Consider the following 12573-nt stretch of genomic DNA (forward strand, 5'->3'; position numbering starts at 1 on the left):
GTTCTTGCGTCCCGTCGTCGTTGCACCATCGATCTTTTGCGTCGTTGTTTTGAGTTGCGCGTTGCGTGCCCGCTTCGTTGCGGGCGACGCAGCGCTTCCTGACGCGGGTCGTCTGACCGGCGTCTTCCTGGCCGTTGCCATCGTGCCTCCTGCCTGGTGAGTCGATCAGAGGGTTCGAAGGTTCGCGTTCACACGCGGCGCCATTCGGTCGACCCACCCGGTTTGTCTTCAAGCGCAATCCCGGCTTCGAGCAATGCAGCACGAATCCGGTCTGCTTCGGCATAGTTCTTCGCCTGCTTAGCCGCGACGCGTTCGGCGATTTTCGCTTCGATCTCCTGCGGTGTCATGCCCGCTTCCGCACCCGTGCCGCCCGCTTGTTGCAGGAAAGCGCGCGGGTCGCGTCCGAGCAATCCGAGCACGCCGGCCAGTTCCTTCAACTGACGGGCGAGCGCGGGATCGCGCGTGCGGTTGACATCGCTTGCGAGATCGAACAGCACGGACACGGCTACCGGCGTGTTGAAGTCGTCGTTCATCGCAGTCTGGAAACGCTGCGCGTTCGGCTCGTTCCAGTCAAGAGGCTGATGGTCCGGTTCGACATCTTTCAACGCCGTGTAGAGACGCGTGAGTGCGTTTCTTGCATCGTCGATATGCACGTCGCTGTAATTCAGCGGCGACCGATAGTGTGCCCGTGCAATAAAGAAGCGCACTACCTCTGCATCAAATTTTTCAAGGACTTCGCGAATGGTGAAGAAGTTGCCCAGCGACTTCGACATCTTCTCGCTGTCGATCTGCACAAAGCCGTTGTGCATCCAGTAGTTCACGAAGCGCTTGCCGGTGGCGCCTTCGCTCTGCGCGATCTCGTTCTCGTGATGCGGGAACTGGAGATCCATGCCGCCGCCGTGGATATCGAACTGTTCGCCGAGCAAGGTGCAGCCCATGGCCGAACATTCGATATGCCAGCCCGGACGCCCGCGGCCCCACTTCGAGTCCCAGCCCGAGTCGTCGGGCTCGCCCGCCTTCGCCTGCTTCCACAACACGAAGTCGAGCGGATCTTCCTTTGCTTCGTTCGATGCAACACGTTCGCCTGCACGCAAGTCTTCGATCGACTTGCCGGACAACTGGCCGTAGTTCGCGAACTTGCGCACGGCGTAATTCACGTCGCCGTCCTTCGCCTGATACGCGTAGCCGTTGCTGTGCAATGCATCGATCATGCCGAGCATCTGCGGGATGAAGTCGGTGGCGCGCGGCTCGATGTCGGCGCGCGCCACGCCCAACGCATCCATGTCGGTGTGCATCGCGGCGATGAAGCGCTCGGTCAGCGCCTTGATCGGCTCGCCGTTCTCCACCGCGCGACGAATGATCTTGTCGTCGATATCGGTGATGTTGCGCACGTAGGTGACCTTGTAGCCCGACATGCGCAGCCAGCGCTGCACGAGATCGAACACGACGAACATGCGCGCATGCCCGACGTGACAATAGTCATACACGGTAATTCCGCAGACATACATGCGCACCTCGCCGTCACGGAGGGGCACGAAGTTTTGCTTGTCACGCGTGAGCGTGTTGTAGATGCGCAGCGAATTCATAGAAGACACAGTGCGTGGACCGGAATCAGCCGTGTGAGGTGCAGGACGAACCACAAGAGACGCGCCGTGAAGGCGGGAACGGTGAGCACACACGCGACCCGCGAACATGACGTTCAATGCGACTCAGGTCAAGCGACCCTTACGGAGACGGCCACGTATGGCGTAAAGACAATCCGACGCCGGCTCGATATCTCGACTGCGAGACAGGTGCGCGTGACGTGCAGACCTTTTGTTAGAATGGCTCGGAGTATAACACTCGGACCCGAGCCTATGAAATCTCCAAGCGGGCTCGCCGCGGGTATCGTGAAGCGATTCCCGGGCGATGCAGGCCGTCATGCGGACGATTCTCACAGCCGGTCCGGGCAGCGCGCGGCGCAACTCGTTTCACGCTCCGCATCGAACCTTTCGCCGCAACGTTCATCGATTCCATTCCAAGTGATTCACAAGATTCGCGCCCGTGCGCGCCTGCCTCTGCAACTCTCCTGCCCGTCCATCGCCGCTGCTTCGCGCGGGCTGATCGTGACGGCGTTTGTCGGCTTTGCTGCATGTCACGCGGCGTTCGCGCAAGTGTCCACCGCCACGCGCGACGGCACGCCGCAGATCGATGCGTCCATCGCCGGCAAGGACTGGAACGCCGCGCTCACGCAACTCGATGCGCGCATCAAGACCAATCCGAACGATGTGCAGGCGAAGTTCAAACGCGCCACCGTGCTCGCGCGCCTGAACCGCGACGACGATGCCATCGCCGCGTTCACCGAACTCACGCAGGCGTATCCCGAACTGCCCGAGCCATATAACAATCTGGCCGCGCTTTACGCCAAGAAAGGCCGCTATGAAGACGCGCGCAATGCGTTGGAAACGGCGATCAAGGCGAACCCGAGCTACTCGCTCGCCTATGACAACTTAGGCGATCTTTATCTGCGTCTCGCCAGCGAATCGTACAAGCGCGCGCAGCAACTCGGATCGACCAGTCCGGTCACGCGTCAGCGCATCGCCGGGATTCAGAACGTGATCTCGCCGCCGCCGGTCAATCGGAAGACGGTGGGCACGAGTGCGGCAAGTGCGCCGCGTGCGGCATCGGCAGCCGGCGATTGGGCGCCGGTCAATGGCGTCGCCAATCCGGACACCTACGCGCCTTATCCCGGTCCGACCAGTCCCTTGACGACCACGCCGTACACCGCGCCCAAGGTTCAGCCGTAACATCGTCGCCGCGCGCTGACACGAACGCTTCCACACAAGCGGTTAAGCTATAGCCTTCGCGTCGGCAGCGAAGGCAGCTTCATCGCCGCGCGTGTCTGTGTGTGAACGACTCTTTGCATTCTTCAACACCCGAGGATCGATCCTTCATGAAATTGCTGATGTTGGCGCTGTCCGGCGCCGCCCTGATCGCGACCGCGCCCGCCTTTGCGCAACCTCAGGCTGCCGCGGCCGCCGCGCATCCGCTCGTGCTGTTCCACACCTCGCAGGGTGACATCAAAGTCGAGCTGTATCCGGAGAAGGCGCCGAAGACGGTCGAGAACTTTCTCGCCTACGTGAAGTCCGGACAATACTCGGGCACCATCTTTCATCGCGTGATTCCCGGCTTCATGATTCAGGGCGGCGGCTATAGCACCAGCTTTGCCGAGAAGCCCACGCGCGCGCCGATCCCGCTCGAAAGCAAGAACGGCCTGAAGAACGCCTCCGGCACGCTCGCGATGGCGCGCACCAGCGACCCGAATTCGGCCACCGCGCAGTTCTTCATCAACACGGTCGATAACGCCGGTCTCGACTATCCGAATCCGGACGGCAACGGCTATGCGGTGTTCGGCAAGGTCGTGGCGGGCATGGACGTCGTGAAGAAGATCGAAGGCAGCCCCACCACCACGCGCGGCCCGATGCAGGACGTGCCGCAAAAGCCGCCGGTGATCGAATCGGCGAGCGTGGTGCAGCAGTAAACCAGGCGCAACTCAACGCGCGCGCTTAACCAGACAAACCAGACATATCGGAGAAAACATCATGGTCGAACTGCATACGAACCACGGCATCATCAAGCTCGAACTGGACGCGGAAAAAGCGCCGAAGACCGTCGAGAACTTCCTCAACTACGTGAAGAAGGGCCACTATGACAACACGGTGTTCCATCGTGTGATCGACGGTTTCATGATCCAGGGCGGCGGTTTCGAGCCGGGCATGAAGCAGAAGCCGACCGATGCGCCGATCGACAACGAAGCCAACAACGGCCTCAAGAACGACAACGGCACGGTCGCGATGGCGCGCACCAACGACCCGCATTCGGCTACCGCCCAGTTCTTCATCAACGTGAAGGACAACGACTTCCTGAACCACTCGTCGCCGACGCCGCAGGGCTGGGGCTACACGGTGTTCGGCAAGGTTGTCGAAGGCATGGACGTGGTCGAGAAGATCAAGAAGGTCCGCACCGGCTCGAAGGGCTTCCATCAGGACGTGCCGGCGGACGACGTCGTGATCGAAAAGGCCGTGGTGGTCTAAGTCTGATCGCATGATCGATACGAAGGCTTTCGGTCGCGAGTCGAATAAAACAGCGGGCGCGCGCCCGCTGTTTTTCTTGGCCGACCTGCATTTGAGCGATGCGATTCCGAAGACGGTCGCAGCGTTCGAGCATTTCATCCGCGTGACCGCTGGCGAGGCGGACGCGGTGTATATCCTCGGCGATCTGTTCGAGTTCTGGATTGGCGATGACGTGCTCGAGGCTTCCGTGTCCGGCGAACGCGCGGAATTCGCGCGGCGTATGACGAAGCTATTGCGCACGCTGCCGGACCGCGGCATCAAATTATTCGTGATGCAGGGTAATCGCGATTTCCTGCTTGGCAGCCGCTTTATGACGGAAGTCGGGGCGACGGCATTGCCCGATCCGTTCGTGATGAACGCGTTCGGCAAACGTATCGTGCTGGCGCATGGTGACGCGCTCTGCACCGCCGATCCCGCGTATCAGCGTTTCCGGCGCTTTGCGCGCAACCGCATCGCGCAGAAGGTGTTTCTGGCGTTGCCGTTGCAGACGCGATTGGGTATCGGCCAGAAAATGCGCATGAAGAGTCACGATGCGCGTTCGACCGGCGTGTCGCCCAAATACGATGTGACGAAGCAAGCCGTGTCCGCGCTGTTCGTCCGCAGCCGTACCGATACGATGATTCACGGCCATACGCATCGGCCGGCGATGCATCGTGAAGTCGAAGGCACGCGCTGGGTGTTGCCCGATTGGGAACTGGATATCGATCCGCCGCGCGGTGGGTATTTGCGGCTCGATGCCGAAGGTTTGCGCGCGCTGCCGCTTTAACGCGCTTCCTGCTCGGCAGTGACTTTCCCGTCCATCGACGAGCAAAGGCGTTTGAGATCGACCAAGGCCGCGCCGTCGATGGAATGCATCGCTTCGACGCGCGCGCCGAGTCGTTCCAGCGCAGCCACGATTTCATCTACCCGCTGCGTCTGCGTCGATGCGTGATCGATCAGACCGTGAATGGCGAGCGACACGGGATCGTCGGCATTCGGCGTGATGCCGTAAGCGCAAAAGCCTTCGCGCTTCGCCTCGTCCTTTGCAGGCTTGGAAACGACCGCGGGCATCACGATCCGCGCCGGATTGCCGACCGCCGTGCCGCCTGCCGGCACCGGTTTCACCACCACCGCGTTCGATCCGATCTTCGCTTCCGCACCGACTGTAAATCCGCCGAGCACTTTCGCGCCCGCGCCCACGATCACGCCGCGCTCGAGCGTCGGATGCCGCTTCGCTCCGCGCGCAAGCGACGTTCCGCCGAGCGTCACGCCCTGATAAATGGTGCAATCGTCGCCAATCTCAGCCGTCTCGCCGATCACCACGCCCATGCCGTGATCGATAAACACGCGCCGTCCGAGCGTCGCGCCCGGATGAATTTCGATTCCCGTAAGAAAGCGCGCCATCTGCGAGACGAAGCGCCCGAGCCAGCGCCACTGCGCGCGCCAGCACGCATTGGCGAACCGATGCAGGACGATCGCATGCAGACCGGGATAACACGTCACGACTTCCCACGCGCTGCGGGCGGCGGGATCGCGCTCGCGGATGGCGGCGATGTCTTCGCGAAGTCGGTCGAACATGTCGGTGATCTCTGTAGGGGAATCGCTTTGTCGCTCAATCGCCTTATCGGCTTATGTGCAAAGCTTATGCGTGAAAGCGATTGTAGGACCGCTTCACCGAATCTGCCCGATTCACCCCGACGCCAGTCAGCCCTTTTGCAGTCAGCCCTTTTGCCGTCAGCCTTTTTTCCCGCGCAGCAAAATATGCTTGGCGATGCCGCGCACGATATTCACCTCCTCGCGTTCCAGCCCCGCGCGCGCAAACAGCCGCCGCACGCGCGACATCAGCTTCTTCGGATTGGCCGGATCGAGAAATTCCAGCGCGACCAGCGCTTCTTCGAGATGCGCGTACATGCCTTCGATATCCTCACTCGACGCATGCTGCCCCGCCGCTTCGACCAGCGCCAGTTCCGACACCGGCGCCTGAAACGCGATCCGCAATTCGTACGCGAGCACTTGCACGGCTTGCGCCAGATTCAGCGAACTGTAGGCAGGATTGGCGGGAATATGCGCAAGCGCGCTGCATCGCTCGACATCGGCGTTGGAGAGGCCGGTGCGCTCGTTGCCGAATACCAGCGCGATATCGCCGTGGCGCACGAATTCGTGCGCGCGTTCGGCAAGCGCGCGCGGCGGCATCTGCGGCGGGCCGTATTCGCGCATGCGTGCAGTCAGCGCGACCGACCAGCGCACGCCGATCAGCGCTTCCGCGAGCGTATCGACGATATGGGCGGAGGCGAGCACATCGTCCGCGCCGGAGGCCATCGCGATGGCTTCGGGTTCGTTTTTGACATCGGGCACGCGTGGCGCGACCAGCACGAGGCGCGCGAAGCCCATGGTCTTGAGCGCGCGCGCCGCCGCGCCGACATTGCCCGGATGGCTCGGCTCGACGAGGATGAAACGCGTCGACGTGAAGCCGCCGGCGGGAGCGTTGAGTTCTGAGGTTTCCAAGGCGTGAATCGTGCTGATGAGGTGAGAAACCCATTATGTTAACGCCGCTCGCACGCGTTGGCGTAGCGGTTTCGGGTAAAATGGCGCGCTCGCACCTGGCGAACGGTCGGTTTCGTTCCAAGTTTCGGCCAGGCGCCCCGCTCTTATTCAATTCGTCTTTCGTCAACGTCGTCGTTGTCGCCCACATCCGCGCGCGTCCATGTGCCGCACGGTCAAAGGATTACGCTCATGCATCCGATGCTCAATATCGCTGTCAAGGCCGCGCGTCGCGCCGGACAGATCATCAACCGCGCGTCGCTGGACCTGGATCACCTTCAGGTCAGCAAGAAGCAGCACAACGATTTCGTGACGGAAGTCGATAAGGCCTCCGAAGCCGCCATCATCGAAACGCTGACTACGGCGTATCCCGATCACTCCATTCTGGCCGAAGAATCCGGCGAAACCGACCGCGAGTCGGAGTTCCAGTGGATCATCGATCCGCTCGACGGCACCACCAATTTCATCCACGGTTTCCAGTATTACTGTGTGTCGATCGCGCTCGCGCACAAAGGTCAGGTCACGCAGGCCGTCATCTACGATCCGACGCGCAACGATCTGTTCACGGCATCGCGCGGCCGTGGCGCTTATCTGAACGAGCGTCGGATTCGCGTCGGCAAGCTCGATCGTTTGTCCGATGCGCTGATCGGCACCGGCTTCCCGTTCCGCGATGGTCAAGGGCTGAACGGCTATATGCGCCTGTTCAGCGAAATGACGCTGTCGTGCGCGGGGCTGCGTCGTCCGGGCGCGGCGGCGCTGGATCTGGCGAACGTCGCGGCGGGCCGGCTCGATGGCTTCTTCGAGCAAGGCATCAATCCGTGGGATGTGGCAGCGGGCAGCCTGATCATCACGGAAGCGGGCGGACTGGTCGGGGACTACACGGGCGAATCGGACTTCCTGTTCCAGAATGAAATCGTCGCGGCCAATCCGAAGGTCTACGCGCAACTGGTCAAGATTCTCGATCCGCATTCGCGCACGCGTCTGACGGGCGAATAAGCTGGTTTCGAAGGGCGCGGTTCTCGCGCCCTTCTTCTTTGCGCGCTGCACCGTTTGCTTCCCTCCGTTACAGTGCATTTTCCTCACGCGCCATTTCCCCGTTTGTCCCACTCGCCCCATTCGCCCCGTTCGTCATGAAGAAAGGCTTCTATACGATCATCGCCGCGCAGTTCGTTTCATCGCTGGCCGATAACGCGCTGCTGATCGCCGCCATCGCGATGCTCGCCGTCGTGCATTCCGCGCCGTGGGTCACGCCGCTGTTGCAGATTTTCTTCACGGTTGCCTATGTCGTGCTCGCGCCCTTCGTCGGCGCTTTCGCCGATGCGCTGCAAAAGCGCCACGTGATGTTCGTCTCCAACGCGCTCAAGGCGGCCGGTTGCGCGCTGATGATCGCGGGCGTGCATCCGATGATCGCGTACGGCGTGGTCGGGCTCGGCGCGGCGGGTTATTCGCCCGCGAAGTACGGCATCCTCACGGAACTGCTGCCGCCGCAAAAGCTGATCGCGGCGAACGCGTGGCTCGAATCCGCGACGGTTGGATCGACAATTCTCGGCACGGTGATCGGTGGCGCGCTGGTGAGTCAGTTCGTGAGCCGATGGGTCGAACAGGCGCATATTCCGTTTGTCAGCACCGCCGCGCACGCCGCCATGTTCACGGTAATGCTGATCTACGCGTCGGCGGCGGTCATCAACGTGTTTATCCCGGATACCGGCGCGCGCTACGAAAATCGCCTGAAGCAGCCGAATATGCTGGTCCACGATTTCTCGCACGCGTTCAAGGTGCTGTGGTCCGACAAGCTCGCGCAGATCGCGCTTTGGGTGACCACGCTGCTGTGGGGCGCGGCCGTGACGCTGCAATTGCTCGTGCTCAAATGGGCCGATGCGAATCTCGGTTTGTCGCTGTCGAAAGCGGCCGTGTTGCAGGGCGTGACGGGCGTGGGGATCGCGTTGGGCGCGGCGGCGGCGTCTGCGTGGATCGCGTTGCGGCAGTCGCTCAAAGTGCTGCCGGTTGGCGTGCTGATCGGCCTCGTTTCCGTGGCGATGGCGTTCTACAACAAGGACCTGTTTCCCTCCAGCTCGGGCGTACAACTCGGGCCGGTGTTCGTGCCGATCTACATCCTGATGGCCTATCCGCTCATGATCGCGCTTGGCGGATTGTCGGGCTTTTTCATCGTGCCGATGAACGCGATTCTTCAGCATCGCGGCGCGACCTTGCTGTCGGCCGGGCACTCGATTGCCGTGCAGAATTTCAACCAGAATATCGCCGTGCTGGCGATGCTCGGCACTTACGCGCTGCTGTTGACCATCAAAGTGCCGGTGCAATGGATCATCGTCATATTCGGTTTATTCGTGAGTTTGATGATGGCGCTGGCCGTGCGCCGTCACGCGCAAAACGAACGAGAGGTCGATTTGGTTGCGCTGGTCGAGGAATGAACCCGAGGAATGAACCTTGCTGAACGGTGTATTCTGGGTTCATCGACTCGCTCCGCACGTTGAGGCAGTGCAGGGAGAAACAGCGGCAGCGGAGTCGAAGTCGTCACCGGCAGTGGACACAGATACAACGAAGCGCGTCGCCGATTGCGGCGCGCATCCTTTTTCGGCACGTCAATAAAGGAGCAAGGAAATGGGATTGTTCACACGTTCGACGCTCGACAGCAAAATCAATGGCGCAGCCAATATCGGCCAACGCGCCGTGCGCGGTGCGAGCGATGCCGTCGATACAGCCAGCGACCAGCTGCGCAGCCTACTCGACGATCTGGAAGGCTCGCTGCAGAACGGCAAGGATTTCGATGCCGACAAGCTGCGCAAGGAATTGCAATCGCGTCTTAAATCCGCGCGTTCGCAGATGAACGGCGCAGGCAGCGCACTGGCCGACCGCTTCGGCGATGCCGCCGGTTATGCGGACGATTTCGTGCACGACAAGCCGTGGCACACGCTCGGTGCGGTCGCGGGGCTGGCGTTGCTGGTCGGTTTTTTGGCGGGACGGACGTAAGCCAATCGCCGCTCGTCGATTCGTTTGAAGAAAGCGCCGGCTCTGCCGGCGCTTTTTCTTTGTGCGTCGTTCGGCCTATGCCATTCGGCCGACCTCGTTCCACATCGCCCGACAGGTTAAACTCACACTCTATCCGCTGACTTCGCTGATTCGCGGCTGGCGCATGACGCGTTGGTCCTTTCGCTTCACCCGCACACCGCACGCAAGATGGGCATTCACACGGCAACTCCCGACTCCCCCTCCGAAACCGCACCGGCGCTCCCTGCGGATTTCTCCCAGCACACGCCGATGATGCAGCAGTATTTGCGCATCAAATCGGAACATCCCGGCACGCTGGTGTTCTATCGAATGGGCGATTTTTACGAGCTTTTTTTCGACGATGCCGAGAAGGCCGCGCGTCTGCTCGATCTCACGCTCACGCAACGCGGCGCATCGGGCGGCAATCCGATCCGCATGGCGGGCGTGCCGCATCACGCGTGCGAGCAATATCTCGCCAAGCTGGTCAAGCTCGGTGAATCGGTGGCGATCTGCGAACAGATCGGCGATCCGGCGACATCGAAAGGGCCGGTCGAGCGAAAGGTCGTTCGCGTCGTCACGCCCGGCACGCTGACGGACGCCGCGCTGCTGTCCGACAAGAGCGACGTCTATCTGATGGCGCTCTGCCCCATTCATAACCGTCGCGGCGTGGTGACGAGCGTCGGTCTCGCGTGGCTCAATCTGGCAAGCGGCGCGCTGCGGCTGGCGGAAGTCGCGCCCACGCAAGTCGGCGCGGCGCTGGAGCGTATTCGCCCCGCCGAAACCCTGATCGCCGATACCATCACCGACGTGCCCGGCACCTTCGGCATTGCCAGCGTCGGCGCGACCACGCGCGTGCCCGTCTGGCATTTCGATGTCGGCTCCGGCACGCAACGTCTGCGCGAACAGCTCGATGTCGCGAGTCTCGATGGCTTCGGCGCGCAGACGCTCACGTGCGCATGCGGCGCAGCGGGCGCGTTGCTGCTCTACGCAGCGGCGACGCAAGGCCAGCAGTTGCGGCATATCCGCAGCCTGAAGGTCGAATACGAATCGGAATATATCGGACTGGACCCGGCCACGCGTCGCAATCTCGAACTGACGGAAACGTTGCGCGGCACCGAATCGCCGACGCTGTTCTCGCTGCTCGATACGTGTTGCACGACCATGGGCAGCCGCTTGCTGCGCCACTGGCTGCATCATCCGCCGCGCGATACATCGATTGCGCAGGCGCGTCAGCAAGGCATCGGCGCATTGCTCGATGCACCCGCAGGCAGCGGACTCGACGCATTGCGCAGCGCGTTGCGCAAAATTTCGGATATCGAACGTATTACGGGACGTCTCGCGCTGCTCTCCGCGCGCCCGCGCGATCTCTCCAGTCTGCGCGATACCTTCGCGGCATTGCCCGAACTGCGCACGCGCGTCGAAGCGATATCGACTCAAGTTGCCGCGTTGAAGCGCATTGGCGAAGCGCTGGAACCGCCGCACGAATGTCTCGATTTGCTCACGCTCGCCGTCGCACCGGAACCCGCCGCGCTGATCCGCGATGGCGGCGTGATCGCGCGCGGCTACGACGCCGATCTCGACGAATTGCGCGATATTTCGGAGAACTGCGATCAATTCCTGATCGATCTCGAAGCACGCGAACGCGCACGCACGGGCATTTCGAATCTGCGTGTCGAGTACAACAAGGTTCACGGCTTCTATATCGAAGTCACGCGCGGCCAGACCGACAAAGTGCCCGACGACTATCGCCGCCGTCAAACGCTCAAGAATGCCGAGCGATACATCACGCCGGAACTGAAGGCGTTCGAAGACAAGGCGCTATCCGCGCAGGAACGCGCGCTGGCACGTGAACGCGCGCTTTACGATGCGCTGCTGCAAAGTCTGCTGCCTTTCATCGCTGATTGTCAGCGTGTGGCGAGCGCGCTTGCGGAACTCGATTTGCTCGGCGCGTTTGCCGAACGGGCGCGCGCGCTCGATTGGGTCGCGCCGGAATTTTCAGCCGATGCGGGCATCGATATCGAACAAGGCAGACATCCGGTCGTCGAAGCGCAGGTCGAGCAGTTCATCGCCAACGACTGTTGTCTGAGTACGGATCGCAAGTTGTTGCTGATCACCGGTCCGAACATGGGCGGTAAATCGACGTTCATGCGCCAGACGGCGTTGATCGCGCTGATGGCGCACGTCGGCAGCTACGTGCCCGCGAAACGCGCACGTTTCGGCGCGCTGGATCGCATTTTCACGCGTATCGGCGCGGCGGATGACCTTGCGGGCGGGCGCTCCACCTTCATGGTGGAAATGACCGAAGCCGCCGCCATTCTCAACGATGCAAGCGCATCGAGCCTCGTGCTGATGGATGAAATCGGGCGCGGTACATCGACCTTCGATGGTCTCGCGTTGGCCTGGGCCATCGCACGGCATCTGCTGTCGCACAACGCGTGCTATACGCTTTTCGCCACGCATTACTTCGAACTCACGCAATTGCCGGCGGAGTTTCCGCAGGCGGCGAACGTGCATTTGTCGGCGGTCGAGCACGATCATGGCATCGTGTTCCTGCACGCCGTGAACGAAGGCCCGGCGAATCAGAGTTATGGTCTTCAAGTAGCGCAACTCGCGGGCGTGCCGGCAGCGGTCATCCGTGCGGCGCGCAAGCATCTCGCGCATCTCGAACAGCAATCGATTGGCCATCACGCTGCACAGTTCGACCTCTTTGCCAGCGAGCCGTACAAGCCGTACGAAGATGAGCCGGAGCCGCAGCAGGCCGTCGTCGAAACAAATCCCGCGCTGGAAAAATTGCGCGCGCTCGATCCGAACGATCTGCGTCCACGCGATGCGCTCGACTTGCTGTACGAGCTGCATGAACTGGCGAACTCCGCGCCGGATGCGTCGCGTTGAGCGTCAGGCGGTTTGTGGCGCGGCGGTGCAATGCATCGCCGCG

11 protein-coding genes are annotated in these 12573 nt (G+C 61.8%); 8 read left to right on the forward strand and 3 right to left on the reverse strand.

Translation table 11 applies throughout. From position 1 onward, the window contains the following. Positions 1–188 precede the first annotated feature (188 nt). Complete coding sequence (gene cysS / locus P7F28_RS28935) at positions 189–1586, reverse strand: cysteine--tRNA ligase (RefSeq protein WP_277188285.1); 1398 nt, start codon at positions 1584–1586, stop codon at positions 189–191. 513 nt (positions 1587–2099) lie between these two features. Between cysS and P7F28_RS28940 the strand changes: the two genes are divergently transcribed. The 4 genes from P7F28_RS28940 (at position 2100) to P7F28_RS28955 (ending at position 4878) form a co-directional block, all read left to right on the forward strand. Continuing rightward, positions 2100–2786, forward strand: coding sequence for a tetratricopeptide repeat protein (locus tag P7F28_RS28940; protein ID WP_370467429.1), 687 nt, complete (start codon positions 2100–2102; stop codon positions 2784–2786). A 146-nt stretch (positions 2787–2932) separates the two neighbouring features. Next, positions 2933–3520 carry a peptidylprolyl isomerase gene (locus tag P7F28_RS28945; RefSeq protein WP_277188286.1) on the forward strand — a complete coding sequence of 196 codons (588 nt, stop codon included), beginning with the start codon at positions 2933–2935 and terminating at the stop codon, positions 3518–3520. 61 nt (positions 3521–3581) lie between these two features. After that, a complete protein-coding gene (locus tag P7F28_RS28950; RefSeq protein ID WP_277188287.1) occupies positions 3582–4073 on the forward strand; it encodes a peptidylprolyl isomerase in 492 nt (163 codons plus the stop codon). 10 nt (positions 4074–4083) lie between these two features. After that, positions 4084–4878, forward strand: a complete 795-nt coding sequence (locus P7F28_RS28955; protein ID WP_277188288.1) for a UDP-2,3-diacylglucosamine diphosphatase — start codon at positions 4084–4086, stop codon at positions 4876–4878. Here P7F28_RS28955 and cysE read toward each other — a convergent pair. After that, positions 4875–5669, reverse strand: a complete 795-nt coding sequence (gene cysE / locus P7F28_RS28960; protein ID WP_277188289.1) for a serine O-acetyltransferase — start codon at positions 5667–5669, stop codon at positions 4875–4877. The genes P7F28_RS28955 and cysE overlap by 4 nt on opposite strands. A 156-nt stretch (positions 5670–5825) precedes the next feature. Then, positions 5826–6596, reverse strand: a complete 771-nt coding sequence (locus P7F28_RS28965; protein WP_306806051.1) for an RNA methyltransferase — start codon at positions 6594–6596, stop codon at positions 5826–5828. 228 nt (positions 6597–6824) lie between these two features. On the opposite strand from P7F28_RS28965, the gene P7F28_RS28970 reads away from it, so the two are divergent. From P7F28_RS28970 to mutS, 4 genes are all read left to right on the forward strand, one after another. Then, positions 6825–7628, forward strand: coding sequence for an inositol monophosphatase family protein (locus tag P7F28_RS28970; RefSeq protein WP_277188291.1), 804 nt, complete (start codon positions 6825–6827; stop codon positions 7626–7628). Positions 7629–7762: 134 nt separating this feature from the next. Beyond that, on the forward strand, positions 7763–9061 hold the full coding sequence (gene lplT, locus P7F28_RS28975) for a lysophospholipid transporter LplT (protein WP_277188292.1): 1299 nt from the start codon (positions 7763–7765) through the stop codon (positions 9059–9061). 190 nt (positions 9062–9251) lie between these two features. After that, positions 9252–9620 (forward strand): YqjD family protein, encoded by a 369-nt coding sequence (locus P7F28_RS28980; protein ID WP_277188294.1) that lies wholly within the window; start codon positions 9252–9254, stop codon positions 9618–9620. Between the two features lie 207 nt (positions 9621–9827). Further along, positions 9828–12530 carry a DNA mismatch repair protein MutS gene (gene mutS / locus P7F28_RS28985; protein WP_370467427.1) on the forward strand — a complete coding sequence of 901 codons (2703 nt, stop codon included), beginning with the start codon at positions 9828–9830 and terminating at the stop codon, positions 12528–12530. Positions 12531–12573: the final 43 nt, after the last annotated feature.

It is taken from the genome of Caballeronia sp. BR00000012568055, assembly GCF_029439455.1.
GTDB lineage: Bacteria > Pseudomonadota > Gammaproteobacteria > Burkholderiales > Burkholderiaceae > Caballeronia.

Excerpts from the sequence above, each read along its gene's own strand:
- cysS (WP_277188285.1), bottom strand. The coding sequence starts at position 1,586 with ATGAATTCGCTGCGCATCTACAACACGCTCACGCGTGACAAGCAAAAC.
- P7F28_RS28945 (WP_277188286.1), top strand. The coding sequence starts at position 2,933 with ATGAAATTGCTGATGTTGGCGCTGTCCGGCGCCGCCCTGATCGCGACC.
- P7F28_RS28950 (WP_277188287.1), top strand. The coding sequence starts at position 3,582 with ATGGTCGAACTGCATACGAACCACGGCATCATCAAGCTCGAACTGGAC.
- P7F28_RS28955 (WP_277188288.1), top strand. The coding sequence starts at position 4,084 with ATGATCGATACGAAGGCTTTCGGTCGCGAGTCGAATAAAACAGCGGGC.
- cysE (WP_277188289.1), bottom strand. The coding sequence starts at position 5,669 with ATGTTCGACCGACTTCGCGAAGACATCGCCGCCATCCGCGAGCGCGAT.
- P7F28_RS28970 (WP_277188291.1), top strand. The coding sequence starts at position 6,825 with ATGCATCCGATGCTCAATATCGCTGTCAAGGCCGCGCGTCGCGCCGGA.
- lplT (WP_277188292.1), top strand. The coding sequence starts at position 7,763 with ATGAAGAAAGGCTTCTATACGATCATCGCCGCGCAGTTCGTTTCATCG.
- P7F28_RS28980 (WP_277188294.1), top strand. The coding sequence starts at position 9,252 with ATGGGATTGTTCACACGTTCGACGCTCGACAGCAAAATCAATGGCGCA.
- mutS (WP_370467427.1), top strand. The coding sequence starts at position 9,828 with ATGGGCATTCACACGGCAACTCCCGACTCCCCCTCCGAAACCGCACCG.